Origin of the sequence: Nostoc sp., from assembly GCF_036917555.1 — a bacterium.
In the GTDB taxonomy this organism is placed as follows: Bacteria; Cyanobacteriota; Cyanobacteriia; order Cyanobacteriales; family Nostocaceae; genus Nostoc.
Genome location: NZ_JBALDD010000031.1, coordinates 42,051 through 65,394 on the forward strand (window position 1 = coordinate 42,051; position 23,344 = coordinate 65,394).

At 39.7% G+C, this 23,344-nt stretch carries 19 protein-coding genes and 1 tRNA gene; 14 read left to right on the plus strand and 6 right to left on the minus strand.

The genetic code is table 11. From position 1 onward, the window contains the following. Positions 1 to 32: 32 nt before the first annotated feature. Entirely contained in the window at positions 33 to 1,094 is a 1,062-nt protein-coding gene (locus V7K60_RS13585; RefSeq protein ID WP_334926246.1) for an L-histidine N(alpha)-methyltransferase, read from the plus strand. Between the two features lie 206 nt (positions 1,095 to 1,300). Here the strand turns inward: V7K60_RS13585 and V7K60_RS13590 are convergent, their stop codons facing one another. Both V7K60_RS13590 and V7K60_RS13595 read right to left on the minus strand, forming a co-directional pair. Then, complete coding sequence (locus V7K60_RS13590; RefSeq protein ID WP_334926248.1) at positions 1,301 to 1,513, minus strand: type II toxin-antitoxin system HicB family antitoxin; 213 nt, start codon at positions 1,511 to 1,513, stop codon at positions 1,301 to 1,303. Then, complete coding sequence (locus tag V7K60_RS13595) at positions 1,497 to 1,763, minus strand: type II toxin-antitoxin system HicA family toxin (protein WP_322731752.1); 267 nt, start codon at positions 1,761 to 1,763, stop codon at positions 1,497 to 1,499. The genes V7K60_RS13590 and V7K60_RS13595 overlap by 17 nt, the downstream gene beginning before the upstream one ends. 524 nt (positions 1,764 to 2,287) lie before the next feature. Between V7K60_RS13595 and V7K60_RS13600 the strand changes: the two genes are divergently transcribed. After that, on the plus strand, positions 2,288 to 3,058 hold the full coding sequence (locus V7K60_RS13600; RefSeq protein ID WP_334926253.1) for a pentapeptide repeat-containing protein: 771 nt from the start codon (positions 2,288 to 2,290) through the stop codon (positions 3,056 to 3,058). 97 nt (positions 3,059 to 3,155) lie between these two features. Then, positions 3,156 to 3,779, plus strand: a complete 624-nt coding sequence (locus tag V7K60_RS13605) for a TenA family protein (RefSeq protein ID WP_334926255.1) — start codon at positions 3,156 to 3,158, stop codon at positions 3,777 to 3,779. Between the two features lie 162 nt (positions 3,780 to 3,941). Here V7K60_RS13605 and V7K60_RS13610 read toward each other — a convergent pair whose 3' ends face one another. Continuing rightward, the gene (locus V7K60_RS13610) at positions 3,942 to 5,564 is read right to left on the minus strand and encodes an iron uptake porin (protein ID WP_334926301.1); all 1,623 of its coding nucleotides are present in this window, start codon (positions 5,562 to 5,564) and stop codon (positions 3,942 to 3,944) included. Positions 5,565 to 5,969: 405 nt separating this feature from the next. Here V7K60_RS13610 and V7K60_RS13615 point away from each other — a divergent pair, with 405 nt between their 5' ends. The 5 genes from V7K60_RS13615 (at position 5,970) to V7K60_RS13635 (ending at position 9,434) form a co-directional block, all read left to right on the plus strand. Beyond that, positions 5,970 to 6,911 carry a metal ABC transporter substrate-binding protein gene (locus V7K60_RS13615; RefSeq protein ID WP_442944394.1) on the plus strand — a complete coding sequence of 314 codons (942 nt, stop codon included), beginning with the start codon at positions 5,970 to 5,972 and terminating at the stop codon, positions 6,909 to 6,911. 64 nt (positions 6,912 to 6,975) lie between these two features. Beyond that, entirely contained in the window at positions 6,976 to 7,752 is a 777-nt protein-coding gene (locus tag V7K60_RS13620) for a metal ABC transporter ATP-binding protein (RefSeq protein WP_334926257.1), read from the plus strand. 11 nt (positions 7,753 to 7,763) lie between these two features. Next, positions 7,764 to 8,633, plus strand: a complete 870-nt coding sequence (locus V7K60_RS13625) for a metal ABC transporter permease (protein ID WP_334926259.1) — start codon at positions 7,764 to 7,766, stop codon at positions 8,631 to 8,633. 74 nt (positions 8,634 to 8,707) lie between these two features. Next, positions 8,708 to 8,780, plus strand: a tRNA-Phe gene (locus tag V7K60_RS13630). A 267-nt stretch (positions 8,781 to 9,047) separates the two neighbouring features. Continuing rightward, positions 9,048 to 9,434, plus strand: a complete 387-nt coding sequence (locus V7K60_RS13635) for a hypothetical protein (RefSeq protein ID WP_292781112.1) — start codon at positions 9,048 to 9,050, stop codon at positions 9,432 to 9,434. A gap of 33 nt (positions 9,435 to 9,467) precedes the next feature. On the opposite strand, the gene V7K60_RS13640 is transcribed toward V7K60_RS13635, so the two are convergent. Further along, positions 9,468 to 10,781 carry a lipid-A-disaccharide synthase gene (locus V7K60_RS13640; protein ID WP_334926261.1) on the minus strand — a complete coding sequence of 438 codons (1,314 nt, stop codon included), beginning with the start codon at positions 10,779 to 10,781 and terminating at the stop codon, positions 9,468 to 9,470. A 626-nt stretch (positions 10,782 to 11,407) separates the two neighbouring features. Between V7K60_RS13640 and V7K60_RS13645 the strand changes: the two genes are divergently transcribed. Together V7K60_RS13645 and V7K60_RS13650 are read left to right on the plus strand one after the other, a co-directional pair. After that, positions 11,408 to 13,828 carry a hybrid sensor histidine kinase/response regulator gene (locus V7K60_RS13645; protein ID WP_334926263.1) on the plus strand — a complete coding sequence of 807 codons (2,421 nt, stop codon included), beginning with the start codon at positions 11,408 to 11,410 and terminating at the stop codon, positions 13,826 to 13,828. Positions 13,829 to 13,938: 110 nt separating this feature from the next. Continuing rightward, a complete protein-coding gene (locus V7K60_RS13650) occupies positions 13,939 to 15,243 on the plus strand; it encodes a hybrid sensor histidine kinase/response regulator (RefSeq protein ID WP_334926265.1) in 1,305 nt (434 codons plus the stop codon). A gap of 170 nt (positions 15,244 to 15,413) precedes the next feature. Here V7K60_RS13650 and V7K60_RS35240 read toward each other — a convergent pair whose 3' ends face one another. Both V7K60_RS35240 and V7K60_RS13655 read right to left on the minus strand, forming a co-directional pair. Then, the gene (locus tag V7K60_RS35240; protein ID WP_442944395.1) at positions 15,414 to 15,566 is read right to left on the minus strand and encodes a DUF4258 domain-containing protein; all 153 of its coding nucleotides are present in this window, start codon (positions 15,564 to 15,566) and stop codon (positions 15,414 to 15,416) included. Between the two features lie 276 nt (positions 15,567 to 15,842). Next, positions 15,843 to 16,097 carry a helix-turn-helix transcriptional regulator gene (locus tag V7K60_RS13655; RefSeq protein WP_334926266.1) on the minus strand — a complete coding sequence of 85 codons (255 nt, stop codon included), beginning with the start codon at positions 16,095 to 16,097 and terminating at the stop codon, positions 15,843 to 15,845. A gap of 192 nt (positions 16,098 to 16,289) precedes the next feature. On the opposite strand from V7K60_RS13655, the gene V7K60_RS13660 reads away from it, so the two are divergent. From V7K60_RS13660 to V7K60_RS13675, 4 genes are all read left to right on the plus strand, one after another. Continuing rightward, entirely contained in the window at positions 16,290 to 16,676 is a 387-nt protein-coding gene (locus V7K60_RS13660; protein ID WP_334926268.1) for a hypothetical protein, read from the plus strand. Positions 16,677 to 16,682: 6 nt separating this feature from the next. Then, positions 16,683 to 16,997 carry a hypothetical protein gene (locus tag V7K60_RS13665; RefSeq protein ID WP_334926269.1) on the plus strand — a complete coding sequence of 105 codons (315 nt, stop codon included), beginning with the start codon at positions 16,683 to 16,685 and terminating at the stop codon, positions 16,995 to 16,997. A 39-nt stretch (positions 16,998 to 17,036) separates the two neighbouring features. Beyond that, positions 17,037 to 18,158 carry an ATP-binding protein gene (locus V7K60_RS13670; protein WP_334926271.1) on the plus strand — a complete coding sequence of 374 codons (1,122 nt, stop codon included), beginning with the start codon at positions 17,037 to 17,039 and terminating at the stop codon, positions 18,156 to 18,158. Between the two features lie 629 nt (positions 18,159 to 18,787). Continuing rightward, complete coding sequence (locus V7K60_RS13675; protein WP_334926272.1) at positions 18,788 to 22,774, plus strand: magnesium chelatase subunit H; 3,987 nt, start codon at positions 18,788 to 18,790, stop codon at positions 22,772 to 22,774. Positions 22,775 to 23,344 lie beyond the last annotated feature (570 nt).

Genomic DNA, 23,344 nt, shown 5'->3' on the forward strand with positions numbered 1-23,344 from the left:
TCAAGACCGAAGAAAACCAAAGAATAAGAATAATGGCTCAAAATTTTCATAGCAATTCCCAACTCCCCTTAGATATTTCACCTGCTATCAGTCGTACAGCAAAGCCAAGTTCTGAGTTCTACTCTCTTTTTTCTGAAGAAGAAGTTTTAGGGATAATTCATGCATTAGAAGTCAGACGAGAAATCCCTCTCAAGTATTCGTATAAAGGGAGAGGTGCAAAAATTTGGGACGATTTTTACCTGAAATATGTTATTCCTAGATGGTATGGAAGATCAAATGTAGAAATTGACCTTTTAAAAGATAATTTTAAATATTTGAATAGCAATATCAAAACTGGTAAAAGAGTAAATCTTATAGACGTTGGTGCAGGTAATTCATATCCAGTTAAAAACTTTATTTCCAGACTGAACAAATTAGGAAAGGTTAATAAATATATTGCTTTAGATATTAGTGAAGAATTGCTTCATTTATCCAAAAGTAATTTTAGAAAATGGTTTCCACTAATCGAGTTTATCAGTTACACAATTGACATCGAAAGTAGTTGCATACCCAAAATTTTGTTCCAAAATCAAGCCAGCCTTGAAATTGATGACACAGCAAAAATATTTTTACACTTAGGAGTTACCATTGGAAATCATCAAAATAGAGATGAGGTGTTCAAAAACTTTAGAGATAGCATGGGAAAAAATGATTTTCTAGTATTCACTAACGAAACAGGTTCTAACTCTAAATGGGATGGAATAGTTAGAGGTGGCTGCAAGTATCATGTAGAAGAAGTCTATGGATGGGTTAAAAAGAAGATTGGGATTAAATCTGAAGATTGTGAACTGGTGAGAAAGTATGATTTAAAAACAGATAGTATTGTTGCTAATCTTAAACTACGTCATAATTACACTATAAACTTTAGTCAGATGGGGATAGATAAAAATCTTGAAATTTCTAAAGGTGAAGAGATTACTATTTGGCGACATCACAAGTATGAAATTCCTAAACTGTTGCAAGAGCTAGAACGTTCTGGACTACAACTTATTCACTATACTACTAACAAACACAAATCACATATTATGGTGATTTGTAAGGTTGCTAGTAACTAAGCTTTTCACTTAGAGGATGTTTTAAAAGTTATGATTAATGTATCAAATATTCTTTTACCCCACCCTAAGCCTCCCCTTATAAAGGGGAGGGAACCGGATTTTCTTGTTTCACCCCTTTACAAGGAGGGATTAAGGGGGGTAATTCGACTTGTTTTAAATATTTCTGATAATACTAAAAAATCAGTTAAACTTAGTTTGTGTATCAATTAAATGTACATCAAACGTGGTCTAGGTTCAGGAACTGGACGCCCCAAATCCTTAGAAGTTTCTATCCATTCCTGCACAACTAATTCTACATTATGCAGGGCTTCTTGATAAGTATCACCGTCAGCAGCACAGCCTGATAACTCTGGCACTTCAGCAATAAAGGCTTGATCTAATTCACTCCAATAGAGAATAATTTCATACCGAAACATCATTTTTACTTCCTAGCTTATATTTGAGAATCACTGCCCGAACTTGTTTAATTTGATAGCTTTTGGCTTTTCCTCTTTTATGTTGCAGGTTCAATATCTCCTCAACATCGGCTTTGACAAAAATACGATGATCGCCACGAATCCGTTCTTCAAAGCCTAGTGTATATAAAAGTTGCCACAGTTGGGCGAAGGGGATATCTGTATCAGAAGTCCCAGAGAGAATTTTTTCTAAGAGTTTGTCTTGCTGACTCACGTTTTTCTGACTGTCTTAATGTTTCTATAGTCTCATATTTATTTCAAATCAGGGTATCCAAAAGTAAATCTATCATTTTGCTCCTGAGTAAGAGCATCCCTGATGACAATGACTAGTCCAGTTATAGGGCAAACTTTAGGCTTGGATACTGCTCTACTAATTTACTTGATTTTAAAAAAGACTAATATTTAGATGTTACAGATGCTTTCTTTGAAGCGATATTTGGCAGCGAGTTTAATTTTGTCACACCAGTTTCGCCTCTAGTGGAGTGTATCATTTATCTTGACGAATGATGCTCATTTACCCTTTTTACTGGGATTGTCAGTCTTAATATCAGCTCGATTTATACTTTCACGACTTTTCTAGAATCCTTCAGCGTAACATTCCATAGAAAAGGTATCACCAATTTATAGGTGATGTAGGCAACTACAGAGGGCAAATTGTTGAGATTGCTCATATCATAATGCTGAGGTATAAATCCATCTCAGTTAATATGGTTGTTGAGTAAAAAGTATTACACAAATATGCAAAACCAGTTTCTAAGTGCAGTTGTATTTTTAACCACGATTAGTTTGACAACAACCGTACAAGCAGCAAATTCTGAACATGTTAAACAGTTATTAGCAACCAAACAATGTCAAAACTGTGATTTGACCAGTGCAGGTTTAGTGATGGCTGATTTATCTGGAGCCAATTTAAGCGGTGCTAATCTCACAGGTGCTAACCTCAGCCGCGCAAACTTGAGCGGTGCAGATTTGCGGGGTGCAAACTTAAGTGGTGCGAGTTTATTTGGCGTTAACCTGAGTGAAGCTAAATTGAATGGGGCAAATTTGACGGGTGCTGATTTGAGAAATACTTATTTAGCAAATGCAGAAATGACTGGCGCTTACTTGAATGGGACTAACTTTCAAGGTGCAGTTGCTATACCATCACAAATTGCTTCACCAGCAGAATTTTATGCTTTGGGTGTAGCAGAAGGGCAAAAAGGCAACCAACAGCAAGCAATCAGTTATTTTAATCAAGCGATCGCAATTAAACCAGAATATGCAGATGCTTATCTCGCTCGTGGTGTCGCCCGTTACCAAATACTAGATAGACAAGGTGCATTCCAAGATGCTCAAGTTGCAGAAAAATTGTTTACATCCCAAAACAACAGTACTGGAACCCTAACAGCCCAAGCTTTTATAAAAGAACTGCAAACACCCGTCAATGAGAAGGTAAGTACTGGTAAGCCCAACTTCACTGACTTTTTGGGAAGTATTGGCTCAGTTTTGCTCCAGTTCTTCCCTTTTTAAAGGGGATAATAACAGTTAACAAATACTTCGGCTTCTCTACGAGAGGCTGCGCCAACGAGACGCTACGCGAACGCTCAGTACAAGTGACAAATGACAAATGACTTTATCTAACGAATTATGGGCAGCAAATCAAGACTTAGCCCAAGCTTGCTTAGAGCATCCTTTCGTTCGAGGCATTGGCGATGGTACTCTTGAGCGAGCTAAATTTGCTTACTACGTAGGGCAAGATGCTTTTTTCTTAGAAGCTTTTGCGCGTGCCTACAGTATCGCCGCAGCTAAAGCACCAGACTGGTTAGGTTTCACCACATTTCATAATTTAGCTAATGGAGTTTTAGAGGAATTACGGCTGCATAGTAGCTATGCTTCTGAGTGGGGAGTCAATTTGTATTCTGTAGAACCTGCATCTGCCACCCGCCGCTATACTGATTTTTTGTTAGCAACTGCTTGGAGCAAAGATGTGGGTTTAACTGCTGCGGCGATGTCTCCCTGTATGCGTTTGTATGCCTTTTTAGGAGAAAAATTAGCTTGTAACGGTATTCCTAATCATCAATATGCAGACTGGATTCGTACTTATAGCAGTGCAGATTTTCAACCACTAACACAACAATTAGAAAATTTGGTTGACAATTATGCCGCTACCAATTCTGTTGTGCATTCAACTTATCGTTATGCAATGTTTTGTGAGCGCGACTTTTTTCAGGCTGCGTGGATATTCAGTTGAGCAAATTCATATCTAGCAACCTTTTTGACCTTTCCTATTCGTCGAACTCACATTGTTTTAAGATATCAAGCCCAGTAAAAATGCTGAGTTCTATTTTTAAACCTATACACAAAAAAAAGACGCAAAGGATAAATTTGCGTCTTCTTTTAATATTTTAAAAAATTAGAAACTGAATGTGGTTCTCAATGCACCAATAACAACATCATCATTAGTGTCGTTGTGATCTGGAGATGTTAACCAGATGACTCCAGGAGTAATGGTGATATTGTCACTCAGCTTATACTGGTAGAAAGCCTCAAGATGGTAGGATGTATCAGGATCGTTATCCAACCCTGCGATGTTAGAACTTGTTAATTTAGGCTCCACACCAGCAATGATCCCTGCTAAGTTACCTTTTTTACCGAGGTCAGGGAAGCCGAGGGTGACAGCATAGTTCCAAATATCAACGTCTCCACGGGTTCCTCTCAAGCTTTGGCTATTGGTATATCCAACCCAACCACCCAAGACGATATTATCAGTGATCCCAATGGATGCTTCTACACCATAAGAATTACTGGAAAATCCTACTTGCTCTTCTGGTAAACCCTGGATAGCTGCTATATCCTGGAAAGTGGCGGCATTACTACCTGTGAGTAGTGGTTGGTTGTAAGAATTGATGTAAGTTAAACCGATAGAAATGCGATCGCTTGGTTTAACCGTTAGCTGCGCCAGCGCCCCGTAAGAACCATTAAACAAACCATTACCGGGCGTAGGGTCATTAGCTGTACCACTCAAATACCCTAGACTCAGTGCCAATTTATCACTGAACTCGTGCGTTACTGCCAACCCCGCGCCATTTATCTGGCCATAAATTGGGTTGCGTGTACCAAAGGTGGACAAAGCACCAAAGGAACCATCACCATCAAAGAGATTGACAGTACTGGTAATATCATCTGCTGCTGCGGCGTTGACAAGAGCAGTAACCTCTGTTTTTTCACCCAGAGGGAATTTGTAATACAAGGCATCTATAAAAGCATTAGTGGTACCATCCTCGCCAGCAAAGAATAAGTTACCCTCTGGTGTACCAATATTAGGGCTGAGAATATTATCAGCCTGGATTCTGGTAAACAGCGTATCTTTTCCTGTAAAGCTGGTCACCAATTCTATCCGCGCCCGTAACCCTAAAGTTGTATTCTTATCTGTAATTTCCGCACCGTTAACTGTATTTCCTGACAAAACATCGCTGACGACTGCGACAACTTCTCCTTGCAGTTTGGTTGTGGTTGAAAACCGATTCGCCTCCAATTCAGCACTGCGTGCTTCTACTGCATCCACACGACCTCGGAGTGTCGCCAGTTCTGCGGAAAAATCTTTTTGCAATTTTTGTAATGTGGCTAAATCTTGTTTGCTAACTAAATCGCCAGTGGCTGTAGCAATAAGTTCGTTAACGCGGTCAAGACAAGCATTCAAACCAGCAGCAAACTCATATCGCGTTAATGCCCGATTACCGCGATAAGTGCTATTTGGGTATCCTGCAATACAGCCATAACGCTCAACTAAGGACTGCAATGCTTGGAATGCCCAGTCAGTGGGTTGTACATCAGAAAATTGAGACACGGAGGTAACTTGTCCCATTCTCTGATCTGGCGCGATGTTCGTAGCTCTTGCATCTGGATTAGCTAAAACTTGCGGTTGATTGATTTCAAACTTACCCAATGTTTCACCTGCAAATGTAGCAGTATTCACAAATAGCATGACACCGCAGACTGCTGGACTAAATAGCAGATATTTACAGAATTTTTGCATTTCTTTCCTCACACTGATCTCCAATTCATACCCAAACCACGTTTTTTTTAACGGGTATTTTATGAGAATATTTGTCAGCAATCTTATCAGAAGTAAGCCACCTTTTTAACAGAAAAAGTCAAGAAATCCTAATTATTTAGGGAAAACTAAATTGCAGAGGGCTGTACCGTCTGAAAAAGTTTTGTTGTTACTCATTACACAGCAAACCCAGAATGATATTATGTACTTAAAATGAGAATGAGAATTATTATAGTATAACATTTAGAATACTTCCCATTGTCAATAGCGATGATGACAGAGGTAGAGCAAGCATCCGTTTTGAGGAGAAATATCGTGATTGTGAATTGCAGAGAAATTAGAACAAGCAGGCAAAGAAACGGCATCTTGCCCATAATTGCTCTGTTAATGTTGTCGATGGCTACTGGGTGTAGCCAATCGAATCCAAATCAGGGAACAACTTCCGAACAGTCGTCGCAGGCACAGGAAGCTGCTTCTACCCCACAAGTACAGTCGGGAAAAACTAAAATAGTAGCGACATTTTTGCCGATATATTTGTTTACTAAGGCAGTAGCTGGGGATGTAGCAGATGTAGAAATTCTAGTGCCACCTGGTACGGAGGTACATGAATACCAAGCGACACCAGTAAATGTTAAAGCGATCGCTACTGCTAAGGTGTTAGTAAAAAATGGTTTAGGCTTGGAGGAATTTCTGGAAGGTACTGTCAAAAATGCTCAAAATCCCAAATTAACTGAAATTGATGCAAGTATTGGTATTAAACCCTTAAATGAAATTTCACCTGTTGTAAAAACGACGCCAGATGAAAAAGACCACGAACATAGTCAGGGTAATCCTCACGTTTGGTTAGATCCAGTTTTGGCAAAACAGCAGGTAACAAATATTCGAGATGGATTAATTGCTGCCGACCCCGCGAACAAAGCTACTTACGAAGCAAATGCTACAGCTTATATTAAAGAATTAGAAAGTTTAAACAGTGAATTTCAGCAGACTTTGCAGAAAAATCCCAGTTGCACCTTTATTACCTTTCATGATGCGTTTCCATATTTAGCTAAACGCTATAACCTCAAGCAAGTTGCAGTAGTGCAAATTCCCGAAGATCAACTTTCACCAACAGATGTGCAAAATGCTGTCAACGCTGTGAAAAAATACAAAGTTAAAGCTTTATTTAGCGAACCAGGAGTAGATAATAAACTGCTGACCAGCCTCTCTAAAGACTTAAAAATAACTTTGCGTACTCTCGATTCTCTAGAAACTGGTGAAACAGATCCACAGCATTATTTCAAGGCAATGAAAGCTAATTTGCAAACTCTGGAAACATCATGTAAATAGATTTGTACTTTATCATTTCTCCTTTGCAAATGACCAATGACCAATGACCAATGAATAATGACTAATGACTAATGACATTCCTATTTTGAAAGTAGAAGGATTAACTGTTTATCAAGGCAGCTATCTAGCTGTTCGAGATGTTTCCTTTGAATTATTACCAGGAACAGATACAGCCATTGTCGGCCCCAATGGTGCTGGTAAAAGTACCCTGGTAAAAGCGGTTTTAGATTTGATACCTCGAAGTGCTGGGACGATTGAAATCTTGGGTCGTCCAATTTCCAGATTGGGGCATTTACGCCACACGTTAGGCTATATGCCGCAAAACTTCATTTTTGACCGGAGCTTTCCGATTTCTGTCAGCGAATTAGTCGGACTGGGATGGACTAAGGAAGGGAAAAGGAAGAATTCATTTTTTTCCAAGTTGTGGAGACAAGATCGAGGAAAATCGGCAGCAGTAATAGAAGCTTTACGGCGAACTGATGCTTATCATTTACAGCATCAAGCTATTGGTACTCTTAGTGGCGGTCAACTCAAACGGGTTTTATTGGCTTATTGTTTGGTAATGCCTCGGAAACTCTTAGTACTAGATGAAGCCTTTGCTGGTGTTGATGTGCAGGGTGCAGCAGATTTTTACGCTTTGTTAAATGAATTAAAGCGAGAGGAAGGTTGGACAGTATTACAAGTTTCTCACGATATTGATATGGTAAATCGGCATTGCGATCGCGTGCTTTGCCTGAACCAAAGCATTGTTTGTACTGGTAAGCCAGAAATTGCCCTTTCACCACAAAACCTGTTAGCAACCTATGGCCCAGGTTTCAGTCGCTACCAGCACCAACATTAATACTCATAAGTATGAATTTCTTCAATGATTGTCAGATAACTTGGCTTGCGATCGCTAGTAGTAATGACTTGCTAGAGTTGTTACAACTTCCTTCGATACAGCGTGCGATCGTCGGTGCTGCCTTAATGGGAATACTTGGCGGGATGTTGGGTAGTTTTGTTACCTTGCGCCAGTTGTCATTTTTCAGCCATGCGGTTGGTCACGCAGCATTGGTAGGTGTGGCATTAGGTGTGCTGCTACAAATAAATCCTACTTGGATGCTATTACCTTTTACCTTAGTTTTTGGGGTTATTGTCCTCTACTTTATCGACAAAACCGACTTAGCTAGCGATAGCATACTTAGCATAGTGCTATCTGGGGCATTAGCGATCGGTTTAATTCTCACGAGCCTAATTAAAGGATATCGTGGCAACTTGATGGCTGTACTGTTCGGGGATATTCTAGCGATCGACACTACAGATTTGATTTTGACGCTGCTAGTCCTTGTGGGAGGTAGCATATTTTTACTATCAACTCTGCAACAGCAAATTTTATTGACCCTTAACCCCGATGTTGCTCAAGTTCAAGGCGTTCCCGTTCAATTGTACCGTTACGCCTTTGTAATCTTGCTTTCACTCGCCGTTGCTGTCGCAATTAAAGCTGTCGGTGTTTTACTAGTGAACGCCTTTTTGGTCATTCCCGCCTCTACCGCCAAACTGATGAGTCACCACTTTAGCCGCTTTCTAATCATGTCGGTGATAGTTGGTTCCATCAGCAGCATTGCTGGCATCATTGTCTCAGGTATTTTCAACCTGGCTTCTGGCCCAAGTATTGTTCTTGTCCAATTTCTACTATTTGTAGCCGTTTTCATCTGGTTTAAGTTCAGTTTGAAAGCTGCATAACTATTTTTCTCCAAAGACTTGCTATATTCTTTTATCTTTGCTATATTTGTTAATCGTGGCTCACAAAAGCCCCAGCCGGGATAGCTCAGTTGGTAGAGCAGAGGACTGAAAATCCTCGTGTCACCGGTTCAAGTCCGGTTCCTGGCACTATCTTAAACCCCTTGAAATTTAATTATTTCAAGGGGTTTGTGGTTTGTAGGTACTAGCTTATATAGAAAAACTGTTGTAGCTTGGACTAAAAACTGAGGTATTTTTTGATACCTTTCGATAGAGAATGGGTGTAAACAAGCTAAGAAGGGGGAGATTTAGCAAGTAGTTGAAATCTTGTTAGCCTTTATGCTTAAAATTGCACAAGAGGTTTATTTAGCATCTACTCACAGCTAAAGTTGACCCTTTGCAGGACTACCCCAAGCAATGCTGACTGAAATTTTACCTTTCCGTTTTGAGTTAGACACGATCGCGATCGCTGGAGCGAGTTTGTGGTCATTGGCGCTATATCTAGGTTTTTCCAAAGTCAATGAATGGGTAATCGAGCAACTCAATCGCTGGTTTAACTTTGCCGAGCGATCGCTTTATACCAGCCAGTCAGAATTTGAAAAGACTCGTAAAGCCAGAGAATCCCAAAATGCTTTCTACGCCTCACTGTTTAGCATTGTGCCTTTTTTGGTAGTCGGCACTTTATGTAATTGGGTTCTGGAAATTAGTTTAGGTGAGAGTTGGGGAATTAGTACAGGTATATTAGCCTGTATGGGTGCTGGCATTTATGAGCTTGGGCGCAGGGATGGAGAATCTTCGGATTAAGCCAGAGTAAAAATGAGGGAGATGTTACTCCCATTACTCCCTCATCTCTCTCGACTTCCCAATTTCCTCACCAACAATCTGTGCTATCTTCTGGGCTGCACCGCTTTCACCACGAATATTACGGAGTTTAGCGCGCATATCATCCAATTTTTCTGGATTCGCTAAAAAGTTTAAAACCATTTCTCCAACTTCTTGCGGTTGAAGTTTACCCATTAATTCTGGGACTATCTCTTCCTGTGCCCAGATATTTGGCCATGCTAATAAACCTTTGTGTCTCACAAATCTCAGAAATGACCAATTAATCACCTTAGCAAAGGGCGTACCGACTACTGGCAGATTTGCCAACAATCCAGGTAAACCATCCCAAGAACGCATAGCATCAAGTTGCTGCGTTGGTAGTAAAACAATCATTGGCACTCCTAAAGCACCGAGTTCAGCAGTGTTTGCCCCCACTGTAGTTAAGCAGATGCAGCACTGCGATAATAAGTGATATGCAGGGTTTTCTTGCCACAGTTCCACAATTAAGCCCGTTGCTGTTTTGAGCAATGCCTTGCCTTTGGCATCCTCTGGGACAATTAAGGAAGCACCCCCAAAGCCAAAAGTTTCAGCAATATAGTTCTTTTGGGGATCGGCAAAACTAGCTAAAGTTTGTAAATCCAAAGTTGGGCCTACAGGAATCACAAATTTAGTTTGGGGTCTTTTTGCATGAACGTATTCGGCAATAGCTAAACATAATGGTACTCCTTGGGCTAATTTTGCTGCTTTTGAACCAGGGAGTAAACCAATGATTGGGGAGTGGGGAGTAGGGAGTAGGCTTGCCGTGAGCGTAGCTGAACGGGAGTAGGGAGTGCTTACTTGTTCTTGTGCTTCAACCATTAAATCACCGACAACAGTAAATTTGCGAACATATTTTGCTGGGACTTTGGCTGCCACTTCAGGCTTCATCACGCCAAAGCGATCAATCCAGTTATGCCATCTGGCTTCCCATTCAGCGTAAACAACTGTGCGATATCCGAGCTTTTTGCCTATAATCACTGGAAAAATTTGATCGCCGCCCAAAAAAACGATAACACCGTAACTTCTCCAATCCCAATTTTCAAATGTTTTGCCCCAAAGCAAAAATTGCCAAAAATGTTCTGCTCCCTGAACTCTATCTACTTCTGGGTAAGAAAGAGCGATCGCTGCTTCTTTCCCACTGGCATTTGAGCAAGGCGATAATACCACAGAAATCCTCGTTAAAGAACGATCATCCCCTAATTCTTGCCGTAACGCCTTTACTACTGGACGCACCCAAGTTGTTACTTCACCGGGGCCATTTGAAAGGATAAGAATATCTACTTGAGTCATTAGTCAAAAGGCAAATATTACCTAATTCGTTCTTATGTTATAGGTATATACTGTAGCTTGTTAGTGAGATTTGATAACCTCTTTAACATTGAATTTGCATAGAGTCGGCAGTCATTTAATCGCCACCACTGTCACCTATATAGCGTTTCCCATTCAGATACAGTACAACGTTATATCCCAATGTATAGGGAACATGCCGTGCGCCTACGGGTGTACCTCAGGTAAATCAGAACTGCTGTATAACGACTATTGGGTTTCACGTGCCTTTAGTTGATGTTACTAAATAATCCAGAATTTTTGATTTTCAATATCTGTTTTATCGGATAAAAATTTACTATTTTCAGATACTTAAATATCAGTAATATTGTCTACTTTATCAAGGAAAATATAGCGATAAAGTTGATTATTCTATTTTCTAGAAAATGTATATTTTTGAACTTACCCAATGGTAAGCCTATACGTCCTTCTCAATACAGGTCTTTAAAGGATGGTTAGCAAAGTTTAGGGTATTGACAATCGCAGTTATGGATAACAATCATAGCTGCGATTATTAATAATTTTTTGGGCAATCTAAAATATAGCCCTTTTTTTTGCTTACCAAACCCATTGTTTAGAGGGTGAACCCTGTGATAAAAGGTAACTACAGCCCATCTGACACCAAAATGTATTCCTCACGCAATTTGCTGATCCGATTTATTCTCGGCGGCACTACTCTTATTGTGAGTATTTCTGCTTATTTTAGCTATCAGGCTGCTCGGAAAATAACGCTACAAGACTTGAGAGAAAAAGCTTTTTTAGAGGTACAGAGAGGGGTTGATGAAATTGAGGAGTGGTTGCATGTTCGGAAAGTGGAGGTGCAAACCATTGCTCATACTTCCGCTGTACGCTCCTTAGACTGGTCTGTGGCAGAACCTTATTTAAAGTCAGAAGTTGAGCGGATCGATGAATTTTTCTTTTTCCTAATGGCTACCCCGGATGGTTCGTATTTTAATACTAAGGTTGGTCGGTCAAATAAGAATATTAAAGATCGAGACTATTTTCAAAAAGCACTAGCTGGAAAAAGCAACATTTCCGATCCCTTTATCAGCCGTTCCACAGGCATTCCTTTAATTGCGATCGCCACGCCAATCTGGTCAAGTTCGCCTACCAATCGTTCACCGATTGGGGTTTTCCACGGCAATGTTAAAGTCGATCGCATTGCTAAGGTGGTCAACTCGCTGCGCTACGGCAAGAACAGCTATGCATTCGCCCTCAATTCTCAAGGAGAAGCGATCGTCTATCCCAACTCAACGTTAATGTCAACGGTAGAAAAACCTGCACCCAGCCTGCTGAAAATTCCAGATCGGAATTTAAATGCGATCGCGCAGCAGATGGTAAACAAACAACAGGGAATTCAGTTGATGGAAATTGACGGCACTAAAAAGTATGTTGCTTATGTGCCGTTGCGAGAAGCTAATTGGTCTGTGGCTTTGGTAATTCCGCGCCAAAATATTGAATCTCGGCTACAATTCCTCGATCTGATCGCTCTAATTGTAGGCGGGTTGACAGTGACGATGATCGCTGTATTGTGGCAGGTACAAGCCTTTGAACAAGCTCAACTGAAAAAATCTAAAGCAGCGGCTGATACTGCAAACCGGGCTAAGAGCGAATTTTTAGCCAATATGAGCCATGAACTGCGAACGCCCTTGAATGGTATTTTGGGTTGCGCTCAAATTTTGCTGCGTTCTCAAGGTTTGCCAGAGCCAGAGCAATATCATGTAAACATCATTGAACAGTGTGGCTCTCATCTACTGACTTTAATTAATGACATTTTGGATCTTTCCAAAATTGAAGCGCGAAAACTAGAACTGTATCCTCAAGATGTTCATTTTCCGTCTTTTTTACAGGGTATTGCAGAAATTTGCCAGATTCGGGCAGAACAAAAAAGCATTTTGTTTATCTATGAACCCGCAAGCAACTTACCCACAGGGGTTCATATCGATGTCAAAAGGTTACGTCAGGTTCTCTTGAATCTGCTGGGAAATGCCATTAAATTTACCGATGAGGGTAAGGTTAGCTTCAAAGTTGAGGTAATCGATCGACTTCCTGCTGATGAGCAGACAGAGAAATATCGCATTCACTTTAGTGTAAAAGATACAGGAATTGGCATAACTCCAACCCAATTGAGTAACATTTTTTTGCCATTTGAACAAGTAGGTGAGAAAAAGCATCAGATAGAAGGGACAGGGCTGGGTTTAGCTATTACTCGGCAGTTGGTGCAGATGATGCGTAGTGATATCCAAGTTAAAAGTGAAATTGGTCAGGGTAGTACTTTCTGGTTTGAAATTGCGATCGCCCAAGCCAGCGAATGGGTACAGTCTGCTATGGCTGCATCCAAGGGACAAATTATTGGCTTTGCAGGTAGTTCCCGCACCATCCTGATGGTGGACGATCGCTGGGAGAATCGCACAGTAATTACAAACTTATTGCAACCATTGGGTTTCAATGTGACTGAAGCCATCAACGGTAAAGATGGTTTAGAAAAAGCGATCGCCCTTAAACCAGACCTAGTGATTACAGATTTGCTAATGCCAGAAATGGATGGGTTTGAATTGATTAAACACCTGCGTCATACTCCAGTTATCCAGGATGTCAAGATTATTGTCTCTTCCGCTAGTGTCTTTGAAGCCAACCAACATCGCAGTCTGCAAGCAGGAGGTGACACCTTTTTGAGCAAACCGATACAGGCAGATGAATTACTGCATCAATTAGAGTGCCATTTAGGTTTGACATGGATTTACCAGCAGTCTGAGGAACAAAAAATCAATTCTTCGGCTACAACATTTGATAGTTCATCAGATAACTTGACTCTTCCTTCCCCCGATGTATTGCAGGAACTGATGAATTTAGCCAGTAAAGGTAACTTCAATGACATTCTCAAATGGGCAGATAAACTAGAGGAAACAGACACAAAATTCGCTCCCTTTGCTAACCAATTGCGACAGCTAGCGAGGCAGTTCGATGAAGATTTAATCCTCAAGTTTTTGAGCGAAAAAGAAAAGGATTAATTTCCCTAAATCTATTTATGGGGATTGGAATACGTGAATTGTGAATTTTCAGCGATCGCCTTTGGGATCTCGCAAATAAGTAATGTGAATCAATATAGGGTAGAAATATTATGACAGCAATGATAGGCGATCAAGAAAATTCCCTAAATAGCGAGCCTAGCAAAGGAATTATTTTAGTTGTTGACGATAACCCTGCCAACTTACAAGTTTTATCGAGCTTTTTGGATCAGTCTAGCTTTGAAGTTTGGGCAGCTCGCAGTGGTGAAAAAGCCATTCAGAGATTAGACAATGATAATTTACCTGATTTAATCTTGCTTGATATCATGATGCCGGGTATCGATGGGTTTGAAACTTGTAAATACCTAAAAAGTGATAGCAATCCTCGTGTCCAGGATATTCCAATCATTTTTATGACTGCTCTTTCAGATACTGCTGATAAGGTTAAAGGATTGCGATTAGGAGCCGTAGATTATATTACTAAACCTTTTCAGCATGAAGAGGTATTAGTGCGAATAGAGCATCAACTAAAGCTAAGAAATTTAACGAAAACCTTGACTGCCAAAAATGCTGAATTACAACAGACTCAAACCCAACTGATTCAAGCAGAAAAGGTAGCAACCTTGGGTCAAATGACAGCAGGAATTGCCCATGAAGTAAATAATCCGATCAATTTTATCGCTGGCAATTTGAATTTTATTGAACAGTATTTCCAAGAGATTGTTAATTTACTCGAACTATATCAAAAGTATCTGCCTGATCCACCAGATGAAATTCAAAATGCTATTAAAACGAAAGATATCAGTTATTTGTTAAATGATTTATCTAAAATTATTCAATCTATGCAAATAGGTACAGATCGCGTTACAGAAATTGTGTCATCATTGAATAAGTTCTCTCGACACGGAGAAGCAGGTAAAAAACTGGCTAACCTGCATGAAGGTTTAGAAACTACGCTACTCATTCTTGGACATCGACTTAAAGCAAATGCTCATCGTCCAGCAATTAAATTAATTAAAGAATATGGAGAATTACCACTTATTGAGTGTTATGCAGGGGAACTAAATCAGGTTTTTATGAATTTGATTGGTAATGGAATCGATGCGATTGAAGAAATCAAAAAAAATCAACATTTTGATAAAAACTTTAGACATATTGGGATGATTTGGATTAAAACTGAGGCAATTGAAGAACGAGTTATTCTCAAAATTGCAGACAATGGATCAGGAATCAGCGAAGCAAACCAGACAAAGATATTCGATGCTTTCTACACTACAAAAGCCATCGGTAAAGGAACAGGACTAGGTTTATCTATTGCTTACCAAATTATAGTTAACAATCATCGCGGTAAGCTAAGTTGCCATTCAACACAAGGTGAGGGTACAGAGTTTGTGATTGAATTACCTACACGGCATTAATTATAGTGGTTTTGTATTTACTAAGGAATTGCGATCGCATTTCTCTGAACTCTATCGACTTCTCGGTAAGAAAGGGCGATCGCTGCCTCTGATTTGGACAAAGCGATTGCTCTTGTGGCTCTCACTCTCAAAAAAACATTTATAAACGCAATAAAATTGATACTAGTATATTAATATTTAATCATATTTATAATGTCTTCCTTTTCTGAGACTACTTGCCCCGGAGCATTAAGAACAGATTCAATTAACGATTGAGATATATTTCTTCGCTCCATCTCTGTCCGTACATGACGAGAAATTTTATACTTTATTTTTATTTTTATCGTATTTTCCGATCAAGTATGGTCTGACTGAGGCAGAAGATAAATACTAATTGCTTTTATAATTATCTAAATTATTTAATTTATCTTCCAAAGAATTTAAATTTTGAGAAATTGGAATTTTCATACTAATCAAAAATACTATCTAATTATTTTCAATATTTATATTAGTTACATTAACTACTGCTTTATCAGGCGATAAATCTAACCCTGGAACCTTTATCGACTGATTTTTATACCCTGCATCATCAAGCCATTCAGAAACATTTCGCCAATTTTCTAACTTTTCATGAGATTTAACAGATTTTTTACATATCTGTATACAGTTGCACAGAGGTCAGTTTCTACACCTTTCCCATTTTTACTAAGTTTTTCAGCTATTTCAGCCGGACTGAAGCCACAAAGCAAACCCCGCAAGTGTCGCTTTTCAACTGGTGTCAAACGCTTATTTTTCACTGATGACAAATCAGAGTAAAGGGTTTCCAAGTCCCAGTGGTTTTCTGCTTGCATAAAGGGTTCATTGCTGGATGCCATAGTCAAATTTTGAAGATTGTCTTAAATTTCCTGATGTAATTTTACCATTATTCCTGATGGCAGCTAGGAGATAATTAGCTTTTAATTACAAGATACTGAGATCAAAGCAATAAAAACTACAAAACTTTTCAGTGATTGTTTGATAAAGTTCAATCATTAAATTTTGCATTAGAACATGAGAGGAATTAACTGATGTCACCGGAATGGTTATCTAAAAACTTACCTAAGCAGAAAAATGTTGATGATTCTCATGAATCTATAATCTTTAATCTTGATAATCTCAATAAATGGTTACAAGACTTGTTGAAGGTGCGGGAAGTCGTGTCTGTCATGACCTACGAAAATGCTGTCAAGTATTTTGTGATAGAACGACCATCCGATCTAAAAGTTGAAAGGGGAGCGATTCTAAAGCAACATCATCAACAAGGTTATTATTTAGCTCAAGTTTTTCTTGATACTTATAATAATGTTCTTTGTCAAACTAATGGAAAACCCTATGGTCGTCAATTAGTTGCTAGAGAACTTGATGAAGAATTGCGGGATATTTTTGGTGATAAAGATTTAATTATTGTGGAGTAAAAAAGTATGTTTGACCCCATTTCACTTTTGATTGGTGGTGTAATATTTGCAATAGCAGCTTGTGAAATTGTTTATTATGCTTACCTTACCTGGACAATAGTTGTTAATTGGTTTCAAGACTATGAACATCTTGCTACTCAACTTAATAATATAGCTGCAACTATCAAGACAAAACTAGATAGTGGAGAACATGCTGTTGTTCAAGGTATTTTTAATAAGAAAACTGGTGATACTGTAGAAACACGTACTATTAAGTATGATCAACTCGATTCAGATATTAGGGATGCTCACCGAGGAAGTGAAGTTGTTATTTGGCAATAGAATGACATAAAAGTTTCTTAAAAAGTTGGTATTTTTCAAATGAAAGTATCTCAAAATATTATAATCCAGGGTATTCCCAATAATGTCCCCGAAGATATTGCTGCTCTTTTTCGTTCTCGAATTTTGAATGCTGCAAATAAATTAGTTGATGAAACAAATTTAGATAAAATAAATATTATTGTTACGACTGCTTCGGAAAGAAGAAATATAGGTGAAGGAAATTCTACTAAAAAAACCGAAGCTAATAATCAAAAGTCAAACAGTAATGATTTGTCAGTTGAAGAACGTGCCAGTAAATATAAAGCTGTACAACCACTATTTGATTTTGAACAGTTAGTTATTACCGAACAAGTGAAAGATGATCTTTTGCTAGCAGTTGACTTAATTCAGTTAAAGGCTCAGGTTTTTGATGATTGGGGTTTGAGACAAATAGAACCTTTTCCCAGGACTGCATTAAATTTTTACGGTTCACCAGGTACTGGAAAAACTTTATCTGCACATGCAATAGCTTCTAAAATCAAACGACCAATTTTAGCTGCTAGTTATGCCCAAATTGAGAGTATGTATCACGGTGAAGGACCGAAGAATTTAGAGGCAATTTTTCTCGCAGCAGAACGAGATAATGCTTTGCTATTTATTGATGAAGCTGATTCTTTACTTTCCAAGCAACTTACAAATGTAACGCAAGGTTCAGAACAAGCTATCAACTCAATGCGTAGTCAATTATTAATTTGTCTTGAAAGATTTCGTGGAGTTGTAATTTTTTGTACGAATCTAGTTGAAAACTACGATAAAGCGTTTGAAACACGGGTGCGTCATATACATTTTCTCATGCCAGATTTTGCGTGTAGAAGAGAAATTTGGAAAAGGCATCTTCCCGCCAAAATGCCACTAGCGGCTGATATTTCTCCTGAAAGACTGGCTCAAGTTGAAGATGTTTGCGGAAGAGACATAAAAAATGCCGTTATTGATGCTGCAATGAGAGTAGCAAGAAAAGGCAAGATTTCTGTAGAGCTAGGTGATTTACTTGACTCAATTAATAGAATTAAATCAGCAAGAATTAACGTTTTGCAATCAGATGATTTATCTCCACAGACAAAGGAAAAAATTAGCCAGCAGTTAAAAGAGGCTCTATCTCAAAAAGAGCTAGAAAGTAAGTAATCTATTAGCTGATTATCGTCAACAAAAATCTGATTTATACTTTTTGGTATTGAGATTCTCTCAATTTAATCCGAAAGAAATCCGGTTTCTCTACGCAATGCTTTGTACTAAGGCATCATGTAAAAATAATTTGTACAAATTTTATTTCAAACAGATTGCAAATCTAGTTTCCATAAAAAACTGTTCAGGTTATTTTTATACAAATCCTAAGCGACAACCTATGGGTAGCTTGCTTCCCCAAAGGATTACACCAAAATGCCCTTACCCTAGAAGATTAGGGCTAGACTCATAAAAGCTGCGTACGTACTGTAAAAAATATTTAATCAACCCGCACAAGCGGGTTTTATTTTGCAATGCAATAATATATCCAAATAACTATTTAACTATTAAAAATATATGTTACAAAAATTTTACAAATAAGTGAGTCAATACTTTTATATAAAGTCAAAAATTACGAAGAAATATTTCGTTTTTTATATCGATTTGTGTCATATAGGGGATAAAATGCCTACTGAGTAAGCGTTTTCTGATAAAAAACAGATATTGCCTAAAGATCAGAAGTTAACTGTGGCTGCCGATGCCGCTAATAACTTCAAGTAGAGAACACGCATCAAAGGAGCCGAAGAAGCATGTTCACACACGTCAAGTCCACCATTAGACACATTGCGCCTGATAACTTACGCGGACGTAGTTTAATCAAGGTGGTCTATGTCGTGCTTGAGTCCCAGTACCAGAGTGCTTTGTCGCAAGCAGTTCGCACGATTAACGCGAACAATCCCAACTTGGCGATTGAAATCAGCGGGTACTTGATTGAGGAACTCCGCGACCCAGAGAATTACGAAGAGTTTAAACGAGAAATTGAGAGTGCGAATATCTTCATCGCTTCCCTCATTTTCATCGAAGACTTAGCACAGAAAGTAGTAGCAGCAGTAGAACCACACCGCGATCGCTTGGATGTTTCCGTTGTCTTTCCCTCCATGCCAGAAGTAATGCGCCTGAGTAAAATGGGTAGCTTTTCTTTGGCACAGTTGGGTCAGTCAAAAAGTGCGATCGCTCAATTCATGCGGAAACGCAAAGAAAAATCCGGTGCGGGATTCCAAGATGGAATGCTGAAGCTTTTGCGAACCCTGCCGCAAGTACTGAAGTTCCTCCCAATGGACAAGGCACAGGATGCCCGAAATTTCATGCTCAGTTTTCAGTATTGGCTAGGTGGTTCTCCAGAAAACCTGGAAAACTTCTTGCTGATGCTAGCTGATAAATATGTATTTAAAGGTTTAGAGAAACAAAATTTTGAACCTTCTACATATCAGCAGCCGGTGGTTTACCCTGATTTAGGGATTTGGCACCCTTTGGCTCCCAGTATGTTTGAAGATGTCAGAGAATACCTCAATTGGTATACAGCTCGTAAGGATATTTCTAGCGATCTAAAAGATCCCCTAGCTCCTTGTGTCGGGTTAGTATTGCAACGCACTCACCTAGTTACAGGGGATGATGCCCATTATGTAGCAATGGTGCAGGAATTGGAAGCACTAGGCGCACGGGTATTACCTGTGTTTGCTGGTGGTTTGGATTTCTCCAAGCCTGTGGATGCCTACTTTTATGAACCGACTACTAATATACAGTTGGTAGATGCAGTGATATCGCTGACTGGTTTTGCTTTAGTGGGTGGCCCAGCTAGACAAGACCATCCCAAAGCAATTGAGTCACTCAAACGCTTAAACCGTCCTTATATGGTGGCGTTACCCTTAGTTTTCCAAACCACAGAAGAGTGGATGGATAGCGATTTAGGTTTGCATCCGATTCAAGTAGCTTTGCAAATTGCGATTCCTGAGTTGGATGGGGCAATTGAGCCAATTATATTATCGGGTAGGGATGGGACTACAGGGAAAGCGATCGCCCTGCGCGATCGGGTTGAAGCTGTGGCTGAACGCGCCTTAAAATGGGCTAGCCTCCGCCGCAAGCCGAAGCTTGATAAAAAAGTCGCGATCACCGTTTTCAGCTTCCCACCAGATAAAGGCAACGTCGGAACCGCCGCTTACTTGGATGTATTCGGTTCCATCTATGAGGTAATGAAAGCCCTCAAGAATAATGGCTACGACTTACCCCAATTGCCAGAATCAGCCGAAGCGTTGATGCAAGAAGTCATCCATGACGCTCAAGCGCAGTACAACAGCCCTGAACTCAACATTGCTTACAAAATGTCGGTTCCTGAGTATGAGGCACTCACCCCCTACTCTCAACGCTTAGAAGAAAACTGGGGCCCACCTCCGGGACATCTCAATAGTGATGGGCAAAACCTGCTGATTTATGGTAAGCAATTCGGTAACGTCTTCATCGGTGTTCAACCTACATTTGGTTACGAAGGCGATCCAATGCGGCTGTTGTTCTCCCGTTCAGCTAGTCCTCACCACGGTTTTGCTGCCTACTACACTTACCTAGAGCAAGTTTGGAAGGCTGATGCTGTACTGCACTTTGGTACACACGGTTCCTTGGAATTCATGCCAGGTAAACAGATGGGGATGTCTGGTGATTGTTATCCAGATAACTTGATTGGCTCAATTCCCAACTTGTATTACTACGCAGCCAATAATCCGAGTGAAGCGACAATTGCCAAACGTCGGAGTTATGCCGAAACGATTTCCTACTTGACACCTCCAGCAGAAAATGCTGGTTTGTATAAAGGTTTGAAGGAACTCAGCGAGTTAATTGCTTCCTACCAAACCTTGAAAGATAGTGGACGCGGTATTTCCATTGTTAACAGCATTATGGATAAATGCCGGATCGTTAATCTGGATAAGGATATTGACCTGCCAGAAACCGATGCCAGAGATATGAGTGCCGAAGAGCGGGATAATATTGTTGGCAACGTCTACCGCAGGTTGATGGAAATCGAGTCACGGCTGTTGCCTTGTGGGTTGCACGTGATTGGGAAACCGCCAAGTGCAGAAGAAGCGATCGCAACTCTGGTCAATATCGCTAGTCTAGATCGTCAAGAAGAAGGACTTCAAGGCTTACCGGGAATTATCGCTAACAGCATTGGGCGTAACATTGACGATATTTACCAAAATAACGACAGAGGCATTTTAGCAGATGTCCAATTGCTGCAAGATATCACCTTAGCAACTCGTGCAGCAGTTAGCGCCCTTGTCCAAGAGCAAATCGACGCTGAAGGGCGAGTTTCTCTGGTTTCTCGATTGAATTTTTTCAACATGGGCAAAAAGGAACCTTGGGTAGAAGCATTGCATAAAGCAGGTTATCCCAAAGTTGACACAGCCACACTCAAACCCCTATTTGAGTATTTGGAATTCTGCCTGCAACAAGTTTGTGCCGATAACGAACTGGGAGCATTACTCAGAGGCTTGGAAGGTGAGTACATCTTACCTGGGCCTGGTGGTGATCCCATCCGCAACCCGGATGTCTTGCCCACGGGTAAGAATATCCATGCACTCGATCCGCAATCCATCCCAACAACAGCAGCAGTACAATCAGCCAAAATCGTCGTAGACAGGCTTTTGGCACGTAACAAGGCAGAAAACGAAGGAAAATGGCCAGAAACCATCGCCTGCGTCCTCTGGGGAACCGATAACATCAAAACCTACGGTGAATCCCTAGCACAAATTATGTGGATGGTGGGCGTGCGTCCGGTTCCCGATGCCTTGGGACGGGTGAACAAATTGGAATTGATATCTCTAGAAGAGTTGGGACGCCCCAGAATTGATGTGGTAATCAACTGTTCCGGTGTATTCCGCGACTTGTTCATCAACCAAATGAACCTGCTAGATCAAGGGGTGAAGATGGCAGCTGAGGCAGATGAACCCTTAGAAATGAACTTTGTTCGCAAACATGCTTTGCAGCAAGCTGAGGATATGGGGATTAATCTGCGTCAAGCAGCGACACGCGTCTTCTCCAATGCTTCTGGTTCCTACTCGTCAAATATCAACTTGGCGGTAGAAAACAGCACTTGGGATAGTGAAGCCGAGTTGCAGGACATGTATCTCAACCGGAAATCCTTCTCGTTCAATTCTGATAACCCCGGAATAATGGACGAATCTCGACAGATTTTTGAAAGCACCTTGAAAACTGCTGATGCAACTTTCCAAAATCTGGATTCTTCCGAGATTAGTTTGACGGATGTTTCCCACTACTTTGATTCAGATCCCACTAAGCTTGTGGCAAGTCTGCGGAGTGATGGTAAAAAACCAGCATCTTATATTGCAGACACTACCACAGCTAACGCTCAAGTGCGGACATTATCAGAAACCGTGCGCTTAGATGCGCGTACCAAATTGTTAAATCCCAAGTGGTACGAAGGGATGCTGAATCACGGTTATGAAGGTGTGCGCGAACTATCCAAACGGTTGGTAAATACAATGGGTTGGAGTGCGACAGCTGGCGCTGTGGATAACTGGATTTACGAGGATACTAACGAAACCTTCATCAAAGATGAAGAAATGCAGAAACGATTGATGAACCTTAATCCCCATTCTTTCCGTAAGGTTGTATCAACTTTGTTGGAAGTAAATGGACGCGGTTATTGGGAGACTAGCGAGGAGAATTTAGATCGTCTGCGCGAGTTGTACCAAGAGGTAGAAGACCGGATTGAAGGGATTGAGTAGGAAATAAGTAGAGTAATCTACACTTCTTAATATAATCTAAAGACCTGTAGAAACATTATGTGTTAAGTTTCTACGGGTCTTTTGTATAAAAAACTACTAAATAACACTTTTGTAATTTCAAAATCAGGTTTTGAAATTACATTATCATAAACTGTCAAAATGATAGAATTAAAAACATTTTATTTGTTTGTGCAAACAGGTAAAAGCTGAAAAAGCTTGTTTTATAGTTTTTTGAATAATAATAATGATAATCTTATAAAGGAGAAATATTTTTTGCATGAAGTTGGCAAATAATTTATTTTTTGGTGTATTCACATGCAATAGCAATCCAAGCATAAATTCACCAAAAAGTAAGGTTCTCCTACAAAAGAACAAGTATAAAATTAAATAAATTTCTTATGTATTTTAAAATTGCTTATTGCTTATAATAAAAGTTTTGGCTATAAATAAAAATAATTCTGATAGATATAATTTAGTATTTTTGTAGAACTAAATTTAATAGGAAAAAGTTTCTTAATCAGCAAAGTAATAAATATAAAACTAACTTTACAATTTTGATAAAATTGATAA